General features: G+C 49.8%; 18 protein-coding genes. 15 read left to right on the top strand and 3 right to left on the bottom strand.

Annotated elements, in window-relative coordinates; all coding sequences use genetic code 11:
• The first annotated feature begins 17 nt into the window (after window positions 1-17).
• The 15 genes from murD (at window position 18) to DPEP_RS10780 (ending at window position 16,343) form a co-directional block, all read left to right on the top strand.
• Window positions 18-1,379, top strand: coding sequence for a UDP-N-acetylmuramoyl-L-alanine--D-glutamate ligase (murD, locus tag DPEP_RS10710; protein ID WP_005662011.1), 1,362 nt, complete (start codon window positions 18-20; stop codon window positions 1,377-1,379).
• Window positions 1,376-2,470 (top strand): FtsW/RodA/SpoVE family cell cycle protein, encoded by a 1,095-nt coding sequence (locus DPEP_RS10715; protein WP_005662014.1) that lies wholly within the window; start codon window positions 1,376-1,378, stop codon window positions 2,468-2,470. The genes murD and DPEP_RS10715 overlap by 4 nt, the downstream gene beginning before the upstream one ends.
• Window positions 2,467-3,534 (top strand): UDP-N-acetylglucosamine--N-acetylmuramyl-(pentapeptide) pyrophosphoryl-undecaprenol N-acetylglucosamine transferase, encoded by a 1,068-nt coding sequence (locus DPEP_RS10720; RefSeq protein WP_005662016.1) that lies wholly within the window; start codon window positions 2,467-2,469, stop codon window positions 3,532-3,534. The genes DPEP_RS10715 and DPEP_RS10720 overlap by 4 nt, the downstream gene beginning before the upstream one ends.
• A gap of 15 nt (window positions 3,535-3,549) precedes the next feature.
• Window positions 3,550-4,998, top strand: coding sequence for a UDP-N-acetylmuramate--L-alanine ligase (murC, locus tag DPEP_RS10725; RefSeq protein ID WP_005662017.1), 1,449 nt, complete (start codon window positions 3,550-3,552; stop codon window positions 4,996-4,998).
• A 28-nt stretch (window positions 4,999-5,026) separates the two neighbouring features.
• Complete coding sequence (locus DPEP_RS10730; RefSeq protein WP_005662018.1) at window positions 5,027-5,815, top strand: hypothetical protein; 789 nt, start codon at window positions 5,027-5,029, stop codon at window positions 5,813-5,815.
• Between the two features lie 27 nt (window positions 5,816-5,842).
• Window positions 5,843-7,135: a cell division protein FtsA gene (gene ftsA, locus DPEP_RS10735; RefSeq protein ID WP_005662020.1), complete on the top strand. Its 1,293-nt coding sequence runs from the start codon at window positions 5,843-5,845 to the stop codon at window positions 7,133-7,135.
• A 26-nt stretch (window positions 7,136-7,161) separates the two neighbouring features.
• Window positions 7,162-8,382, top strand: a complete 1,221-nt coding sequence (gene ftsZ, locus DPEP_RS10740) for a cell division protein FtsZ (RefSeq protein ID WP_005662021.1) — start codon at window positions 7,162-7,164, stop codon at window positions 8,380-8,382.
• Between the two features lie 115 nt (window positions 8,383-8,497).
• Window positions 8,498-9,055 carry an SPOR domain-containing protein gene (locus DPEP_RS10745; protein ID WP_005662022.1) on the top strand — a complete coding sequence of 186 codons (558 nt, stop codon included), beginning with the start codon at window positions 8,498-8,500 and terminating at the stop codon, window positions 9,053-9,055.
• Complete coding sequence (gene rapZ, locus DPEP_RS10750) at window positions 9,056-9,937, top strand: RNase adapter RapZ (RefSeq protein ID WP_420805907.1); 882 nt, start codon at window positions 9,056-9,058, stop codon at window positions 9,935-9,937.
• Window positions 9,938-10,129: 192 nt separating this feature from the next.
• Window positions 10,130-11,095 (top strand): gluconeogenesis factor YvcK family protein, encoded by a 966-nt coding sequence (locus DPEP_RS10755; protein WP_241760475.1) that lies wholly within the window; start codon window positions 10,130-10,132, stop codon window positions 11,093-11,095.
• Window positions 11,096-11,194: 99 nt separating this feature from the next.
• The gene (whiA, locus tag DPEP_RS10760) at window positions 11,195-11,986 is read left to right on the top strand and encodes a DNA-binding protein WhiA (RefSeq protein ID WP_198003073.1); all 792 of its coding nucleotides are present in this window, start codon (window positions 11,195-11,197) and stop codon (window positions 11,984-11,986) included.
• A gap of 25 nt (window positions 11,987-12,011) precedes the next feature.
• On the top strand, window positions 12,012-13,031 hold the full coding sequence (gene gap / locus DPEP_RS10765) for a type I glyceraldehyde-3-phosphate dehydrogenase (RefSeq protein WP_005662029.1): 1,020 nt from the start codon (window positions 12,012-12,014) through the stop codon (window positions 13,029-13,031).
• Between the two features lie 3 nt (window positions 13,032-13,034).
• On the top strand, window positions 13,035-14,219 hold the full coding sequence (locus tag DPEP_RS13580) for a phosphoglycerate kinase (protein WP_005662031.1): 1,185 nt from the start codon (window positions 13,035-13,037) through the stop codon (window positions 14,217-14,219).
• Window positions 14,220-14,232: 13 nt separating this feature from the next.
• A complete protein-coding gene (gene tpiA, locus DPEP_RS13585; protein ID WP_005662032.1) occupies window positions 14,233-14,976 on the top strand; it encodes a triose-phosphate isomerase in 744 nt (247 codons plus the stop codon).
• 134 nt (window positions 14,977-15,110) lie between these two features.
• The gene (locus DPEP_RS10780; RefSeq protein WP_005660293.1) at window positions 15,111-16,343 is read left to right on the top strand and encodes an IS256 family transposase; all 1,233 of its coding nucleotides are present in this window, start codon (window positions 15,111-15,113) and stop codon (window positions 16,341-16,343) included.
• A 215-nt stretch (window positions 16,344-16,558) separates the two neighbouring features.
• On the opposite strand, the gene rsfS is transcribed toward DPEP_RS10780, so the two are convergent.
• The 3 genes from rsfS to nadD are packed head-to-tail and all read right to left on the bottom strand — an operon-like array spanning window position 16,559 to window position 18,818.
• Complete coding sequence (gene rsfS / locus DPEP_RS10785) at window positions 16,559-16,906, bottom strand: ribosome silencing factor (RefSeq protein ID WP_005662033.1); 348 nt, start codon at window positions 16,904-16,906, stop codon at window positions 16,559-16,561.
• 14 nt (window positions 16,907-16,920) lie between these two features.
• Window positions 16,921-18,165, bottom strand: a complete 1,245-nt coding sequence (locus DPEP_RS10790; protein WP_005662034.1) for an LCP family protein — start codon at window positions 18,163-18,165, stop codon at window positions 16,921-16,923.
• A 14-nt stretch (window positions 18,166-18,179) separates the two neighbouring features.
• Entirely contained in the window at window positions 18,180-18,818 is a 639-nt protein-coding gene (gene nadD / locus DPEP_RS10795; RefSeq protein WP_005662035.1) for a nicotinate-nucleotide adenylyltransferase, read from the bottom strand.
• Window positions 18,819-18,820 lie beyond the last annotated feature (2 nt).

Here is an 18,820-nt window from a genome sequence, read left to right on the forward strand (position 1 = left end):
GAGAGGTGGCAGTCGTAGTGGAAGATTTATTCGGTAAAAAAGTTACCGTATTGGGAGCCGGGATCAGCGGCGAGGCTTTGGCTTCCTCTGCGGTCAGGTCGGGAGCCTCGGTCTTTGTTACGGAAAGCAAAGCCGATATACCGGAAGATAGACGGCTTGGCCTAAAGGATATGGGAGTCAACTTCGAGATAGGAGGGCATTCCTCCAAGGCCTTGGAGTGTGACCTCATGCTGGTGAGTTCCGGAGTTTCCCCTAAGGCTCCTTTGCTTCTGGAAGCGAGAGATGCCGGAATCAAGGTGATGGGAGAGGTAGATTTCGTGTTACCCAAACTGGACGGGAAGGTCGTCGTTGTAACTGGTACTAACGGAAAGACCACCACCACTTCATTGATCGCCCATCTGCTTGAAGTCTCCGGTCTTGATGCCTTAGCACTGGGGAACATAGGTTCGCCTCTAGGTGATTTCGCAGGTGAAAGAAGAGACGTCTTCGTGATAGAGCTGAGCAGTTTTCAACTCCACTGGACCGAGAAATCCGAGTTTGATATCTCTGTAATTACCAACATTGCACCGGACCATATCGATTGGCATGGGTCCTACGAAAATTACATTTCAGCCAAGAAAAAAGCCATCTCTCACAGAAGGGATACTGGGTGGTCCATCGTTCAGGAAAAGGATCGTTCCCTCCTAGGTGGGCAAAGCGATCCAAGGACCATCGGTTTGACTCTGGAGAACGATTTAAAGAAAGACGGTATATTTATAAACAATGAAAGAGCGATCGCTGTTATAGAGGGCGTTCGCCACGATCTTTTCATGTCGAAGCAAGTTCCTTTGCTGGGAGGACATAACATAGAGAACGCCGCCATGGCCGCAACTGCCTGTATATTGTCATCTTCCAGAAAAATAGATTGGTCCATGGGGCTCGCCTCCTACCAAGCCCCTCCCCATAGATGTCAGTTCATAGTGGAGAAGGACGGAATATCCTACGTCGATGACTCCAAGGGAACAAACGTTGCCTCCACTTGTACAGCCCTTAGGTCCATTCCTGGCGGAAAGGTCGTTATCCTGGGAGGAAAAGGGAAGGGAGAGAATTACCGCGAGTTGGCACTTGCGGTGAAGGATAACTGTAGATATGCCATATTGCTTGGAGAAGAGCGTTTTGCCATAGCAGATGCCTTGAAAGAACAGAATGTAACCGACTGGCAGATGGTTGAATCCATGGAAGAGGCCGTAGTCAAGGCGTCCAGAAGGGCTAAAAGAGGGGACACTGTGTTGCTATCCCCTGCTTGCACTAGCTGGGATATGTACGGAAGCTACAGGGAGAGAGGCGACCATTTCAGTGGGTTGGCGAAAGCGATAGAGGGGATAGACGTAAAGTCGTGAGATCAGGAAGGGACCCTGTCGTATGGATCGTGCCCCTGATCCTTTCTGCCCTCGGAATAGTGGTGATATTGTCCTTGACCACGGTTAGGTTAGGGGACGGCTCCATATCGTTCGTGTTAGGGCAAAGACAGGCTCAGTGGTTGGCGGTTGCCTTGATATGTATGTTGATATCGAGCGCCTTGCCACTGGATTTTTGGTGGGAACGAAGCGGGCTCTTTCTGTCATCATCCTGGATTCTTACCTGGTTGACATTGATCCCAGGCATAGGAACCGGCGGAGGCGGTGCTTCAAGATGGATCAAGTTAGGTTCCATCAGCTTCCAGCCCCTGGAATTGCTCGTTTTTTTTCTGATGATCCACCTGTGTAAAATCTACACGAGAAAGAAGCTAAAATCCTTCAGGGCCTTCTCCTTGACGTTATTGCTGATATTCATCGCGGCTGTACCGGTATTGCTGCAACCCGACCTTGGTGGAACTTTGTTATTGTTTTTCCTTGCCATGGGAATCTACGTGCAGGCTTACGGTTTTCTTCTACCCCTTACGTCTGCGATCCTGCTGTCGCCCGTTTTCGTATTTCTCTCTCAGAAAGGCTACAGACAGAGGCGAATCGTCGCCTGGCTCGACCCTTGGTCCGATCCTTCCGACGTCGGATACCAGACAATTCAAGGATTGATAGCCTTTGCTAACGGTGGTTTCTGGGGTACCGGCTTGGGAAAGGCTGTACAGAGAAGTCGCTTCCTGCCAGCGGCTCACACGGATTTTGTCTTTGCCGCTGTCGCTGAGACTCTGGGGGTAATAGGAAGCGTAACCGTCCTATCTTTGTTCTCGCTTTGGTTTTTTCGGATTTACTGTCATTTTCGTCAGGCCGAGGATTCCTCGATAGCCTTGTTGCTGTGGGCAGGAGCTCTGTCTATAGCTATCCCTCTGATCATAAATATCGGAGGAATATCGAATGCCATACCGATGACTGGAATGCCTTTGCCCTTTTTGAGTTATGGTGGAAGCTCTCTGGTAATATCTTGGCTTAAGATAGGGCTCATCCTTAGAGCAATGAGAGAGTTATACGATGGAAAAAGGTGGGTGGAAGATTGAAAATAATTTTAGTCGCAGGAGGAACCGGTGGGCATATAACCCCGGCCATAGCGTTCGGAAACTCGAGAAGGGAAGCAGGAGATCAAGTCTATTACGTATGTGGATCCAGATCGATGGAAAAAAACATATATGAAAACCATAATGTTAGTCCTTTTATCCTACCGGTAGAGGGATCGCCTTTAGGCATCAAGACTTTAAGGAGTGTCTTTGAAAGATCGTGGAATATGATAAAGTCCATCGCAATTATGTATAAAAAGGTCAATGAGATAAATCCCGATTGTTTAATCCTTTTCGGAGGTTACATCTCTTTTCCCGCCCTCGTCGTGAGCAAGTTTGTAAAGAGTCCCGTTTTTATACATGAACAAAACGTCGTTGCGGGAAAGGTATCTCGTATCGCCTCAAGATGGAAAGTACCTGTGGCTACTGGGTGGCACAAATGTAAGGGGGTAAAAGGAGTTTTCACAGGGACGCCAACTAGAAAATTTAGAAAATTATCTCGAGGGGCGTCTCTTGACGAACTAGGGTTAACCGATGCAGTCGGCGAAGAGGATCGTGTTATCGTGCTTCTTGGTGGCTCTCTTGGCAGCTCTAGCCTGATCGACTTGGTATCGATCACCTCATCTATGGTAGAATTTGTAAGGTGTTTTTTCATCGTACTAGGAACCGACGAGGATAGAGTGGAGAATAAAGTGGCATATCTTTCCAATAGATGGGATATGTCGCCAATTTACGGGGTAGCTGATATGGTTATCTGTCGGGCCGGAGGAGCCACATTGGCCGAGATAGGCGAGCTAGGCATACCCGCCGTGGTAGTTCCCTGGGAGAAAGCCTCCGATGGACATCAATATGAAAATGCCCTGTCTTTTTTGGAGGATAAAAAGTCGGTACGAATCTGGACTCCCCAAATGGGCATTGCCGAACTGGTAAAGATAATAGACGAGTTAGAGAACGATATTTCTCGAAAACCGAATACAGAATACGGCGAATTAAAAGAATTAAAAAACTCGACCGACGACGATAATGCAGTCTCGGCGTTGTGGCGATTGATTCTTTCGCATATTTGAAGGGAGAGTCCGGCTTTGGAAATAAAGGAGATAAACTTGGATGAGGTTCGCCATATACATCTGATGGGGATCGGCGGTGCCGGAATGAGCGGTCTAGCCCTTCTTTTAAAGGAGCTCGGCTTCGATGTCAGTGGCTGCGACATGTCCTATGGATTCTACGTTGAAAAAGTGGCTCAAGCCGACATAGATTTCAATATAGGTCATAGTTCGGACCACCTATCCCGGTTCTCTCCCGACCTGTTAGTCTACAGCAGTGCGATTCCCGAGGATAACGAAGAGTTGGTAGTCGCCAGAGAAAGCGGTATAGCCGTCGCTCAGAGGGCTCAGGTATTGAGCGCTATATTCGACGTTAGATACGGAATAGGAGTAGCCGGTACCCACGGAAAAACTACTACATCTTCAATGATAGGCCTAATTCTCAGCGGAGCCGGGCTTGAACCTACCGTCGCTATAGGCGGCGAGCTGTGCGATATAGGTTGCAACGCCAGACTCGGATCGGGGCCTCATATGGTCGCCGAACTCGACGAAAGCGACGGTTCCTTTCTCTGTTTTCATCCCACCATATCGGTTATAACGAACGTCGATTGGGATCACGTAAATCACTATCCCGATTTCGATTCCGTCCTTAACACCTTCGAGTCTTTCTCCAAAAATCTTAGGAAGGGGGGATTGTCCGTACTCTGCGGAGAGGACGGAGGAGTACAATCTCTGCTGAAGATGATGGAGAAAGATGGCCCTAAAGCTAAAGTCACCTACGGCTGGGGAGACAGGTGGGATTGGGGAGCCACAGACATAGAGTATAATCATGGTGGCGGTGTCTCGTTTTCCGTCAGAAAACACGGTAGATCTATAGGCAGAATAGAGCTCTCAGTCTCGGGAGACCACAACGTGTTGAACGCCTTGGCATCCTGTATAGTAGCAGACACGTTGTCTGTTCCGTTCGACGTGATAAAGAGAACCCTGCGTCAATTTAAAGGTGCGAAAAGACGGTTACAGTTCAAGGGCGGAGTCGAACATATAGATGTATACGACGATTACGGCCATCATCCAAAAGAAGTAGAGGCTACCTTGAAGGCGATAAGTCAGATCTTTCCAGAGAGAAAGATCTTGGTGGCCTTTCAGCCTCATCGATTTACAAGGACGGCAGCAATGGCGGAGGACTTTGCCGAAGTCCTAACATATGCCGATAAGGTCGTCGTATTGCCTATCTACCCAGCCGACGAACCGCCTATAGACGGTGTGACATCCCACATGATAGGGGATCATCTATCGATGAAAAAGCACCCGTCCTTTTTTGTGGCGGATAGAAAAAAGGACGCCATAGATAAAGTAATGTCCTTGGTTGAGGAGGGAGATGTGATCTTGACTCTAGGGGCGGGAGATATAGCGGATCTAGGCGATATACTTGTAAAAGAGATAGGTCGCAAGAATATAGTTCCTCGTTCAATAGCTATAGGGGTTTGAGCGAGGCGATAGAAGCGAGTGTTTTCTCATGCAGGAAAATCGTCTAGGGGTGCTTTTTTCCCTCCTATTGGTATCGTTTCTCGCGGCATTTCCGTTTAAGCTAGAGAGAAACTATCAGTTTTTGAGATTGAGGTCCATAGTCTTGGATTCCTGTCCATCCTTAAGGATAGAGAAAAAGATCCTGTCGTACATATCTCCAGATGCTATACGTTTTTGGCCTTTATCGTTTACACTATTAGGCGACCTGGACGAAGCCATAAAGAAGAGCGAGCCTCTGTCCATAGATACTCAGATCGGATGGGGCACTTTATCCTTCAGGTTAAAACCCTTGACCGTTTTAAGTACCTTTTCCTGGAGAAAGACCTCCTGGTATCTTTCCAGAGAGGGTAGGGTCTGGTCCGAAGACCACCCTATGAACGAAGAAATCTACGGGAAACCGGACGATCCTTTGGTGGTTATAGATGAGTCTATGCCTCCTCCGATAAAAGTGTCATCGAAAGATCAAGGATCGGTAATGGATTTCGATTATGACCTTGATTATTATTCGTCAACGATAAAAGAGCTCACAGACATGGATTTGCCTGGAGAAGTCCAGGCATTAAGGATTTATAGAGAAGGCGGTATGGAATTGGCTTCTCTGTATATAAAAAGAGAAAACAATGGGTTTTTAACTGTCATAATTGACAGAGACAAGAACTTGCACTCTCAGATATCTGCCGTAAACGAGCTACTGAGTTCGGGAGTCAAGTTCAGAAGCGGTGAAATCGTGGATGCCTCTTACGGTGATAAAATAGTCGTAAAAGGGCTGAACGATTAAACCATGCGCGAAGGGAGCGATGGGTTTGTGAAAAGAGAGCCTGACATTTTCGTAGGTCTTGATCTCGGCACCTCAAAGGTGTCCGTCGTCGTGGCGGAAAGAGACGTCCGCTCCGACGAGGCCCAGATCATAGGGGTGGGGCAGGCTCCCTCCGCAGGGATAAGAAAAGGCATGATAGTCAACCTGGAACAGGCCGTTTTAGCCGTAAGAAGGGCTTTGAAGGAAGCTGAAACCATGGTCGGCTTCACTCTGGATGACGTCACGGTTGCTTTTAGCGGAGTAGAGGTCGACAGCGTGATGTCTCACGGTATGGTCTCTCTGGGAAGGACGCCTCGACAGATCGAGATAGACGACGTCGAGAGAGTCATTGAGACGGCACAAAGCGAGCTTTCCGTGTCATCCAACAGGAGCGTACTCCATACAATTCCAGTGAAATACTCTATAGACGGGAACTCCGGAATAGACGACCCTTTGGGAATGACGGGAATCCGTCTCGAGATAGAGCTACAGTCGGTAGTTGTGCCCACCACAGCGCTTCAAAACGTGGTCAATTGCGTGGAGAAAGCTGGCGCCCGAGTAAACGGACTGGTCGTAAAACCTCTTGTAGCGGCTCTAGGGGCCCTATCCTCAGAGGAGAGGACCGCTGGAGCGGTGGTGGTATCCATAGGCGGAGGAACTACCGGGGTAGCCATATTCGTGGATGGCCGTCCTATACGGCTCTCCGTAATTCCCATAGGAGGAGATCACATCACCAACGACCTCGCCTATGTGGCCAAGATCCCAATAAGCGTGGCGGAGGAATTGAAAAAACGCCTGTCTCTAGAGCCACCGGAAGAGGATGAGGAGTTCGAGGTAGTGATAAGAGGAAAGGCCAAGACCATGCCTATTGACGCCTTAGTAGAGGTCGTCTCCTGTCGATTGGAGGAGCTGTTCTCTCATCACGTGAAAGAGATCCTGGACGGCATGAACTACCATGCTTTCCCCTCGGGAATCATACTAACGGGAGGCGTGGCTTTAACGGAAGGGTTGGAGGGATTCGTCTCCGATGTCATGGAGTTGCCGGTGAGAGTCGGAGCCCCCATCGTATCCCATCAGATGCCTCCTGGGATGAGTTCATGTCAATATTCTTCCTTGGCGGGAATCGTTCGCTACCTTGTGGAGAGAGATCGGCACAGATATCGCTATATAGAAACCTCGGTAGGAGTTTTAAGAGGTGGAGGATACACTTCAAGAGAACCGTCGCCTAGACGTATGCCGAGCTTCGGAGAGGCAAGAGGGGTCTTCGATTCTATAAAGAGGGCCTTCAAAGATCTGTTTTAAAGAACCAGCCGCTGGGAGGTTGTGATATGGACATGAATGGTGTCTTTAAAGTCACCTCGGAGAGCAGTCCGCACAGAGAGGTAATTAAGGTCGTCGGTGTCGGAGGAGGCGGAGGCAACGCCCTCAACAACATTATCCGAAGCGGCGTAACCGGAGTAGAGTTTTTAGCAGTCAATACCGATATGGCATCTTTAAGTCTATCGGAAGCCCCAACCCGTCTGATATTAGGGAGGGAACTCACCAAAGGGCACGGAGCTGGAGCGGATCCTCAGATAGGTCACGGAGCCGCCAAGGAATCTTTCGACGAGCTCAAGGAGGTTCTGGTCGGTGCCGATATGGTCTTTTTGACCGCGGGTATGGGAGGAGGAACCGGAACCGGTGCCAGCCCGGTCATAGCGGAGATAGCCAGGGAAACCGGCTCTCTCGTAGTAGCGGTTGTGACGACACCTTTTTTCTGGGAGGGTAAAAGACGAAAGTCTCAGGCTGAGATGGGGATAAAGGCCCTTCAGGAAAAAGTCGATGCTCTGATAGTTATCGAAAACGATAAATTGATGGAGATCTCCGATAAAAACACCGTTCTGACCGATGCCTTCAGAATGGCCGACGACGTCCTTCGTCAGGCAGTTCAAGGGGTGACCGATCTGATCCTGAGGCCAGCACTTGTGAACGTCGACTTCGCCGATGTCCGATCGGTAATGCAGAACGCGGGATCAGCCATTATGGGCATAGGAGAGGGACGAGGCGACAACAGAGCAGTCATGGCAGCCCAGGCCGCGATAAACAGTCCTCTGATGTCAATTCCCATGACCGGAGCCAAGGGAGTTCTCTTCAATATAACCGGAGGGGCGGATGTTGGTATATTCGAAATTAACGAGGCCGCCGGGATCATAAACGAAGCCTCCGACGATGACGCCAATATTATATGGGGAAGCGCCATAGACGAGGAGATGGAGGACAGGATAAAGATAACGGTAATAGCTACAGGGTTCTCCGACTATGAACAGGCCAAATCCAAGGCAACTCCTTTTGGAAATATAAACGCGGGATCGGGATCCAAGTCCACGGCTCAGAGAAAAGAGAAGAAGACCTCCGGTATAAAATTAGAACCGACGGATCTGTCTCCCGAGGAAGATGGTCCGGACATGTTTGAGCTCCCAGGGCTCCCAAAAGACTCATACGATGTTCCGTCCTACATAAGAAAGGTGCGTAGGACCCGCGATAAAGATAAAGACAACGGAGGAAGGTAGACATCTAGCGGGGCCGAACCTCTATAGGTTTGTCCCGCTTTTTTAAGGGAATGGTGTTGTTATGGCTAGGAAGGTAAAACGGAAAAAGAGGAGCTTGTTGCCCTTTGGAGATCTTATGCTACCGATACTTGGTCTGGTGGCTTTGGGGTTTTTGGTCTTCGGGATAAAGATTTTTTTTCTGCCGGATAAAGACGATCCCTATGGGAAATACGTCCAGGAGGCCATTCCCGTCCCATCTCAGCCCCGAAAGATAGACGTCCCCATAAAAAAAGAAAGTCCTCTAAACGAGGACGAAGTCTCGGTAGAGGATGGTACTGTGATTGCCGTTCCCATAACCATGAAAGAGGCAGAGGACAAACAAAGAGAGACTTCTCATAAAAAAACCGCATCTCAACCGAAGCCTACGAGCACCTCTTCTAGAGCCTCTGCCAATGCTAAAAACTCCTCTTGGTATGTTCAAATCGGTGCCTTCAAACAACGATCGATGGCTAAGGCCTTGGCGTCTAAGGTCGGTTCCAAAGGCTACTCGGTTATAATAGGCGAGGGAATAGTGAGCGGGACAAAATATTACAGGGTTTGGATTCCCGGCGGGAACTCACGTAACGAGGCTACTGCCGTTGGGGAGAGGCTCAAAAAACTGGGATATCCTTATTTTGTGTTTCTCAGAAAGTAGGTGACGCTGTTGGGAATCTACAATGTGAAGAAGCTGGTGGTGGTCACAGGACTATCCGGCAGCGGTAAATCCAGTACCCTCAATATCCTGGAAGACCAAGGCTTATTTGCCGTGGATAACATCCCTGCAGCACTTCTTCCTCAGCTTCTGGAACTTTTGGGAACTCATGATTCTGCCGTCGTAAACGGCGTGGTCGTAGTTGTAGACGTGAGAGGAAAAGACCTAGATCGATTCGAGACGATCTCCAGAGAACTCAGGGCTGGGGTAGAGGATTTTTCCGTAGTCTTTCTGGACGCCACCGACGAGGTTCTCGTACAGAGATTCAACACCACCAGACGGAGCCATCCTCTGGGAGATGGCGTGACTATACTAGAGGGGATAAAAAGGGAAAGAGACCTTCTCGCATCCATAAGGCAGGAGGCGGATATCATCGTAGACACCTCCAATCTTGATATAAGATCGTTTAGACCAGCACTTTTAAAAGCTCTGGGATCGCCGGATCCTCAGCTCACGGTCCTTTTTTCCTCGTTTGGGTTTAAACACGGAATACCGAACGACAGCGACTACGTCATGGACGTCAGGTTCTTACCTAATCCCTACTACGTTCCCAGCCTTAGAGATCTTACAGGCACGGACGAACCGGTAAAACAGTATATAAAGGAACAATTCCCGGACTGGGAAGCTTTTTTAGACAAGACCGTCGATTTTTTCGAGTTTTTACTTCCTCAATATGGTAGGGTGGGAAAGAGCTCAATGCACATAGCTATAGGATGCACCGGAGGACGACACAGGTCCGTAGCCATGGTCGAATGGCTCGAGTCAATTTTCGAGGAACAGGGGTATCGTGTGACCCATTTCCATAGAGATATAGATAAACATTGAGTTTCTTTACGATATCACGATACACTCCAGGGAGGAGATGACTCTATGAGGCATCTATGGCCCTTTTTATGGGGACTTTCGGTAGGTGTTATCGCTGGAGCACTCTTTAAGAGGAGAAGGACAGGATTCCGATCGTCCCCTCCGACGAAAGATTCCGGTGTCTCCTTTCGTCTTTCATCTGGACCTTATGTCGTGGCTGTAGGCGGAGGTACCGGCCTATCCGCCTTTCTGATGGGATTGAAAGGATTCACGAAAAATATAACAGCGGTCGTAACCGTTACCGATGAAGGTGGTAGCTCGGGACGTATCACCAGGGACTGGGGAGTCCTTCCCCCCGGAGATATCCGAAACTGCATCGTGGCCTTGAGCGAAAACGACGATGTATTGAGATCCTTTATGGACTTTCGCTTCGACAAAGGAGATCTAGCAGGACATAGTCTGGGAAATCTCATGTTGTTGGCCTCGGCCGAGATGACAGGAGACTTTAAGCTGGCGGTGGAGAGGATCAATCAACTTCTAGCGATAAGAGGCCGCGTCCTTCCGGTCTCCACTGAAAACATCGTTCTTCGGGGAAAGACAAGCGGCGGGAAGCAAATCAAAGGAGAGCTCGAGATTTCAAATTTCGGCACGGACCTGGACGAGATATGGCTGGAACCGTCGGACGCAAAGCCGATCAAAGAGGTCATAGCCGCTGTAGACACGGCGGATCTTATCGTATTAGGCCCCGGAAGTCTCTTCACAAGCGTGATCCCCAACCTTCTCATAAGAAACTTTAGAGAAAGGATAAAAAAGGGATTGGCTCCCACCGTATATGTGGCCAATATAATGACACAGCCCAGAGAGACCGAGGGAATGTCGGTGACGGGACATCTAAATTGGATAGAGAAAGTCCTAGGGAAACTCCCTGACTACGTCATAGTGAACGATCAGGAGGTTCCGAGGGGACTGTTGGAACGATATAAAGCAGAAGGTGCGGAACCTCTCTACCTGAACGACGACGAAGAGGTCGAACTTTACGAAAAAGGCTGCAAGGTCCTGCGGGGGTCTTTTCTAAGGTTAGATCAAGTAAAGGGAGAACCGGTCATAAGGCATGACGGAGGACGTCTATCGGAGGCCATTTTCTCCTTGATACAGAAGAAGGACGGTGGCACTTTCTAAGTGGACTCTCTAAGCAGTGAGATATGGGATGAATGGATATCGTCCCATATTCCGGATCGGATATCGGCAGACTCGGAAATAGCGGGTACCTTTTCCTGTATGAGACGCAAGATAACGAAAGCAGATAGGGTGATTCTATCCTCCAGAAGACTGTGGGTTTTCCATCGCATGAGACGTTTGTGGAAGAAAACCTCCTGGGGTGGCGATTTTGACCTGGGAAAAATGTTGCACGTTCCAGAAAGACACAGAGGGACCGTGCAATTGGAGATGCCCATAGACCTATTCAGAGCTATTCAGTCGAAAGAGCTTAGCGGCTCCTTCATCCGCTGGGCCTGGATCAGAGGTATATTCGGTGCCGTAGGTTCAGTTTTTTTCCCTAAACGAGGATATTACTTTCTATTCCGAGTCCCTTACGACGAAATACTCGCGGGTCTAAAGGATCATCTTCAGAAAAACGACCTCTCCGTCTCATATCGGAGGGGATCTGGTTGTGTCGAAGCCATGGTGAGAGGTCAAAACGACATTGTAGATCTAATGATAGGCATGGGATTATCCGATGCGGCTTTGAAGATGGAGGAAAAGGCCATCGTCAGATCCATGAGGGATAGGGCCAATCGTCTGGTAAATTGCGATGCCTCCAATATAAGAAAGACCGTCGATGCCGCTAGACGTCAGATAGCCCTTGCGACATTCCTTAAGGAAAACGGCCATGAAGATGAGCTACCTCCCGATCTGGCCGAACTTATCGACCTGAGAATCGCCAATCCAAGCGCCAGCCTGAACGAACTGGGATCTGCAATGAACTCTCCCGTAAGCAAGAGTACCGTAACTTATCGATGGAAAAAGATCATGTCCATCGCCGAGACCTACGGTTTTAGCTACGATAATTAAAAACTTGAAAGGAGCGTCATACGCCATGTCTAAGGTGAAAGTCGCAATTAACGGTTTTGGTAGAATAGGAAGATTGGTACTGAGAGCCCTTCATGAGTACGACCAGGAGGGGCTGATAGACATAGTGGCGACAAACAGTCGCTCGACCTCGGAGCAGAGAGCCTATCTTTTCAAGTACGATTCGGTCCATCGCAGATATCAGGGCAAGGTCGACTACGACGACGAAAATATCTTCGTGGATGACAAGGCCATAGCCACCCTTCGACATTCGACCCCGGACCAATTCAACTGGGGCGACCTTGGAGTGGATATCGTAATCGAGGCATCGGGGATATACAAGGATACGGAAAAAGCCCAAGCTCACCTCGACGCAGGGGCTAAGAAGGTAGTAATCACGGCACCTGGCAGCGGAGAAGGGCTGGGAACCTTCGTGATGGGAGTCAACGAGGAGTCCTACGATCCTGCGACACATCACATCGTCTCCAACGCTTCCTGCACGACCAACTGTCTTGCCCCTGTGGCGAAGATACTGAACGACGAGTTCAACATCGTAAAAGGGGTTATGACCACCGTTCACGCCTATACAGGAGATCAGAAGACGGTCGACTCGTCTCATAAGAAATTCCATAGAGGAAGAGCCGCCGCCGTCTCCATGGTCCCTACTTCCACCGGAGCAGCCAAGGCTGTAGGCTTGGTAATACCGGAACTCAAGGGCAAACTGAACGGAATGGCTCTGAGGGTCCCTACTCCTAACGTCTCCGTAGTCGACCTCGTCGTCGAGCTTCCAAAATCGGTGACAGCAGAGGAAATCAACTCTACGATCAAAAAATATTCCGAGGAATCCATGTCCAGATATCTGGGATACGAGACGGACGACTGCGTGTCCATGGACTTCGTCCATGACAGTCGATCCTCTATTTTCGCCCCGAACCACACTATGGCTATAGACAACATGGTCAAGGTGCTGTCTTGGTACGATAACGAATGGGGCTATTCGTGCCGTTGTCTGGACCTGGTCAATCACATGATCAGGAAGGGGCTGTAGGACTTGAACCTAAGGACTCCCGACTACGGTTCTCTTAGAGGCAAGAAAGTCCTGGTGAGGGTGGACTTCAACGTTCCGTTAAAAAACGGTCTCGTATCGGACGATACAAGGATAAGGGCCCACCTGCCGACATTGAAGGCCTTGAGGGACGCTGGAGCTATCGTAGCTTTGGCCTCCCATCTAGGTCGTCCGAAAGGCAAAATAAATCCGGAGTTCAGCCTGAAGACGGTACTGCCGGCAGCGGAAAAGCTGCTCGGCCCCATAGAGTTCGTCGAGGACTGCGTCGGTCCCAAAGTGGAGAAGGCCCTGAGAAATTCGACGGGGAAGATCCTACTGTTGGAGAACACCAGATTCCACGAGGAAGAAGAGGCCAACGACCCCGACTTTTCCCGTTCCATGGCGGCTCCTTTCGAGGTATTCCTGTTGGATGCCTTCAGTGCATCTCACAGAGCTCATGCTTCCACCGTAGGAGTTCAGGAACACCTCAATTCCTACGCTGGTTACCTTTTGGACGAGGAAATATCCGCATTGTCAAAGGTGAGAGACCATTCCGAACCTCCTTTCGTGCTCGTATTGGGAGGAGCGAAGGTATCGGATAAGATAGGGGTCATAGATAACCTCATGTCCAAGGTGTCCTCCATAGTGATAGGAGGGGGCATGGCCTTCACGTTCCTCAAGGCAAAAGGTGGTACGGTGGGCAGATCCCTTCTCGACGAGGGACACCTTGATTTTGCCGCTTCCATGCTGGAGAAGGCGGAAAAATCGGGCGTGACGGTGGAGCTACCTGTCGACGTCGTAGCGGCTACATCTATAGAGGATCTATCGAGTCTTACTTCCTGTCCCGCCGACGAAATTCCCGACGATTTGATGGGGTTGGATATAGGCCCCGAATCCGTAAAGGCTTTTTCTAAAATCATCGAAGGTGCAAAGACAATACTCTGGAACGGACCGTCCGGGGTTTTCGAAGTCGAGACTTTCTCCAAGGGAACCAAGGGTCTATGCTACGCCGTGGCCAAAGCCACATCGCAAGGGGCTTTCTCCGTAGTAGGTGGAGGAGACACTGCCTCGGCGGTATCCTTGATGGGATATAGGTCGAAGGTCTCCCATGTGTCCACCGGAGGAGGAGCCAGCCTCGAGTTCTGCGAGGGCAAAGTCCTTCCTGGCATAGCTCCTCTTCTGCTCGATTAAGGCGGTAGGAGCCATGAAAAACTATCTTTTCGGAAACTGGAAGATGAACATGAACGGGGCTGAGATAGACCGTTTTTTTAAAGATCTATCCTCCGGTTTTCCTGAAAAATCGGAAACGGTAATGGCTATATTTCCTCCATTCGTCTATCTGGAGAGAGCCGTCAAACTTGCTAAATCCATGGGCGTTGCGGACAAGCTCTCCATAGGGGTTCAGAACGTTCACGAGGCTGACAAGGGGGCCTATACGGGCGAGATATCGGTGAAAATGGCCCTGGACTGTGGAGCAGAATACAGCTTGATCGGTCATAGCGAGAGACGTCATGTCTTTGGAGAATCGGAAGAACGTATAGCGGCCAAGGTGAACGCCTGTTGTAGCCGAGGCCTGAAGACCGTTTTATGCGTAGGAGAGACGCTGGAGGAGCGGGATAGGGGAGTTACCTGGGAGACGATCGAGAGGCAGTTGAAATCCGGACTCTCCGGAGATAAAATCCCGTCCGATTCTATCGTAGTGGCCTACGAGCCCGTATGGGCTATAGGGACGGGACGTTCTGCCTCTCCTGAGGACGCCCAGGAAGTATGCGGGGCCATAAGAAAATGGCTCTCAGGTCGCTTTCCCGGTGCCACAATTCCCATCCTATACGGAGGAAGCGTAAAACCGGATAATTCGGAAAGTCTGTTCTCTATGACCGACATAGACGGCGGACTCGTAGGAGGAGCTTCCTTAGATCCTGGATCTTTCCTGAATATGGTTCGATAAAAGAGACAAAGATAGATAACGTAAAATATCTTTCGCACATTTACTTGAGGAAAAACTTGGCAGTAGCCCCCACAAGGGTTATGTTTTAGGTGACAAAGCCAAAAACATATTGTCCCGAGGGAGGGCTACCGCAAATGTACGATACCACAGATAACACCGGGAAGACAAAGGGTGATTCCAAGATCATAAGGATCGACGAACAGGAGATCCGTTCCCATCTGGATCGGATAGTGAAGGGAACCGTAGAGGATACCCTGAACTCGTTGCTGGATGCCGAGGCGGACGCAATCTGCCAGGCCGGTCGTTACGAACGTACCCCGGACCGTCTGGACACCCGTGCCGGCTATTACAGCAGGAAGCTTCAGACCAAAGCCGGTGAGGTGCAGCTGAAGGTTCCGAAGCTCCGTAAACTCCCCTTCGAGACTGCGATCATCGAACGTTACCGTCGCCGTGAAAGCTCGGTGGAAGAGGCCCTGGTGGAGATGTACCTGGCCGGAGTCTCGGTCCGCAGGGTCGAGGACATCACCGAGGCCCTCTGGGGAACCCGGATAAGCCCATCTACCGTAAGCGATCTAAACAAGAAGATCTACGGCAGAATCGACGAGTGGAGAAACCGTCCTATCAGGGGTGAGCATCCCTACGTGTTTCTTGACGGTATCTGGCTCAAAAAGAGCTGGGGAGGCGAGGTCCATAACGTCTCGATACTTATAGCCATAGGGGTCAACCAGATGGGCTATAGAGAGGTTCTGGGCGTATGCGAAGGCAGCCGAGAGGACAAGGAAAGCTGGTCCTCCTTCCTGAGGCATCTTAAAGAAAGAGGCCTGAAAGGGGTCCGTCTCGTCACCTCCGATAAAAGCATGGGGCTCTTGGAAACCCTACCCCATTTCTTCCCTGAAGCTCTGTGGCAACGTTGCATAGTTCATTTCTACCGCAACGTCTACAGTGCCGTCCCGAAGGGGAAGGCACGAGAAGTAAGCCTGATGCTGAAGGCGATACACAACCAGGAAGACCTGAAAGCAGCCAGAGAAAAAGCTGAAGCCGTGGTCGAAAAGCTGAAGGCCATGAAACTTCAGAAAGCCGCCAAGATCGTCCAGGAAGGCTACGAGGAGACCCTGAGCTACTTCCATTTTCCCTCGGAACACTGGAAGCGGCTCAGAACCAACAATTCTCTGGAACGACTGAACCGAGAGATCCGTCGAAGGACAAAGGTCGTGGGCAACTTCCCCGACGGGGAATCGGCCCTGATGCTGGTATCCGCCAGAGTCAGGCATGTAGCTTCCACCCAGTGGGGTAAGAGAGCCTACATGAACATGGAGCATCTCAGAGAACAGATACTGGAGCAAGAAAATAATGCCATCGTAAGCTGACACAGAAAGCCTTAAAAACCGAACATAGCCCTATATGGGCCTGCTGAGTCAAATATTAATGTGCGAAACATACTGGACAGTACCCAAAGATACAGGGACGCAATTTTATATGCGTCCCTGTATCTTTGTTATCCTATAAGCAACATAAGATATATTATAGGACATGACCTCTATAAAGCATGGCCCGGTATACTGTGGTCCGGGCCATGCTAAAATCAGTCTTTATTTTCAAGCTTGATGTGAGGATGATCTCCCCATATCCTCTCCAGATCGTAAAACTCCCTACCTCTTGAGCTGAAGACATGAACCAGTAGGTATCCCGCATCTATCAAACGCCACATGGAGCTGGTCTGGCCCTCGACCGTATGAGACACCCCCAAGTCTTCTAAAGCATCCGAAGCGGCTTCGCAGAGTGTCTTCATATGAACGTCCGAGTTGGCGGTGACGACCACGAATTCCTCCGCAATGGTAGACCCCTCTCTGACGTCCATTATCGTGACGTCGTTTCCTCTTTTGTCGGAAACTGCTTTGGCTACCGAATCGGCTTGTTTGCTGTATTCCACGAAGATACCCTCCCCTATCTGTCTAAATTAGCGATTATCCTGTCTTTGTCGTGTCCCAATATCAAAGTTGCACTATAGGAGGCCCCCCGGTCTTCTTTGACCAGATTTTCTGGGATACCGGAAAGCTTGGCCAAGGCGAGGGCGACATCTTTGGAGTCCTCTCCGGGTTTGTGGGTTATAGTGCTGTAGTGGAAGTCAAAATGTTTGGCATTGCCTACGTAAGCGACCTCTATGCCATGTTTTTCCAGTCTGGAGGATATATTTTTTCCCAGACCTGAGGTGCCGTCTCCGTTCAAGACTGCGATAGGACGGTTTATCTCGGATACGAGATCCTCTATTACCCCTTCTTCTTTCGCTTCACCTTGACCGCTGAGGTCCATGGCACCCGACAGATCCTGACTGGACGTCAACAAAGTAGATGTCTGGAGAAGATCCGGTGACCAATAGCTGGCTCCGTTTATCATAGCCGCCTTTCCAGGCATGGTGAAAAAAGAAATCCTATCAGGAGAGATGTCCCTTAAATAGCTTATCAACTGTAAGGCCTGACTCGGAGGTATGTCTGTCTCCACTACGGAGAGAATTTCCTCTGTTATCTCCGGCAAATGGGACATGGTAGAGGGATCGTAGAGCTTTTTAAGCAGGGCCTTCAGGAATCTCTGTTGTCTCTGAATTCGTCCTATATCGCCGAGAGCATCGTGACGAAATCGAACGTATTCGAGGGCAGTCTTGCCGTCCAGATGGCGCCATCCCTTCTTGATGTTTATGTATAGCCCACCGGCGTTGTCCCTGTAGCGAAGATTTTTCTGAACATCGACGTCGATACCGCCGAGAGAGTCCACTATCTTAGGGAAGCTTTCATAGTTTACCGCCAAGGTATAATGTATCGGCATACCTATCAGGTTGACGACAGTTTCCTTGAGAAGGTCTACCCCACCGTAAGCGTAGGAATGATTTATCTTCTGAGTCCCATGATCCCTTATGGTCGTCCTGGTATCCCTCGGGAGAGACATCACCTTTATCCTCTTGTTGTCTATGTCCAGAGTGATGAAGGCTATAGTGTCCGATCGATGCACCCCTTCTACGTCGTCGACCCCCAAGGCCAGTATGTTTATGCTTCCGGTTTTCTCGTCGAATTGAATTTTTTGCTTTATATCCTGTGCTTCCGGAGAGACCAATCCCTTCAATCGCCAGGCTCCTCCGGCGACAGTGGCGAAGAGAGCGACGAATATAAGGAAAAGGATCCTCGTCTTTCGTACCATCAATTTCACCTCTTTTATGCTCTATGTCCCGATCCTTCCTTCCTGTAAAGCCCTTTCTTATCTATGAACTTCTCCACCAGAGGAGGCACTAAGTACCTTATGTTCTCCCCTTTTGCTACCCGTTTTCTTATGTCGGTGCTCGATATGGACAGAGATGGAATGGAGAGAGGAACGACCGAGTCCCTCAGAAAGCCGGGAAAGGAGATTTCTCCCTGGCTTTCATCACGATCGTAACCGGGACGACTTACCGCCACGATGGTACATAATCCGGAAAGATATTCGTGCTCATGCCAGTTCTCCATCGTCATGACCGCATCCACCCCAGTGATAAAGTAGAAAGAGGCGGTCCCCTCGGGGTACCAATGGCTCATCTCTCTCATGGTCTCCACTGTATAGCTAGGTTCATGTCTGTCTATCTCGATCCGAGAGACCCTAAAATGATCGTTTTCCAAGGTAGCCAGACAGGTCATCATATATCTGTCTTCCGGAGACGTGACTCGTCTGTCCTTTTTATGAAAAGAATCTCCAGTGGGAATAAATATAACCCTCTCCAGGCCCAAGGCGTTATAGGCTTCTTCCGCCGCTACCAGATGTCCATGATGTATAGGATCGAAGGTTCCTCCCATCACGCCGATCTTACGGACAGAGGACATGA

The sequence above is a fragment of the Dethiosulfovibrio peptidovorans DSM 11002 genome, assembly GCF_000172975.1.
GTDB classification, from domain to species: Bacteria; Synergistota; Synergistia; order Synergistales; family Dethiosulfovibrionaceae; genus Dethiosulfovibrio; species Dethiosulfovibrio peptidovorans.

Coding starts and splice junctions, on each gene's coding strand:
- DPEP_RS10730 (WP_005662018.1), top strand. CDS start 5,027: ATGCAGGAAAATCGTCTAGGGGTGCTTTTTTCCCTCCTATTGGTATCG.
- nadD (WP_005662035.1), bottom strand. CDS start 18,818: ATGTCCTCTGTCCGTAAGATCGGCGTGATGGGAGGAACCTTCGATCCT.
- ftsZ (WP_005662021.1), top strand. CDS start 7,162: ATGGACATGAATGGTGTCTTTAAAGTCACCTCGGAGAGCAGTCCGCAC.
- whiA (WP_198003073.1), top strand. CDS start 11,195: ATGAGACGCAAGATAACGAAAGCAGATAGGGTGATTCTATCCTCCAGA.
- gap (WP_005662029.1), top strand. CDS start 12,012: ATGTCTAAGGTGAAAGTCGCAATTAACGGTTTTGGTAGAATAGGAAGA.
- DPEP_RS10780 (WP_005660293.1), top strand. CDS start 15,111: ATGTACGATACCACAGATAACACCGGGAAGACAAAGGGTGATTCCAAG.
- DPEP_RS10745 (WP_005662022.1), top strand. CDS start 8,498: ATGCTACCGATACTTGGTCTGGTGGCTTTGGGGTTTTTGGTCTTCGGG.
- DPEP_RS10790 (WP_005662034.1), bottom strand. CDS start 18,165: ATGGTACGAAAGACGAGGATCCTTTTCCTTATATTCGTCGCTCTCTTC.
- tpiA (WP_005662032.1), top strand. CDS start 14,233: ATGAAAAACTATCTTTTCGGAAACTGGAAGATGAACATGAACGGGGCT.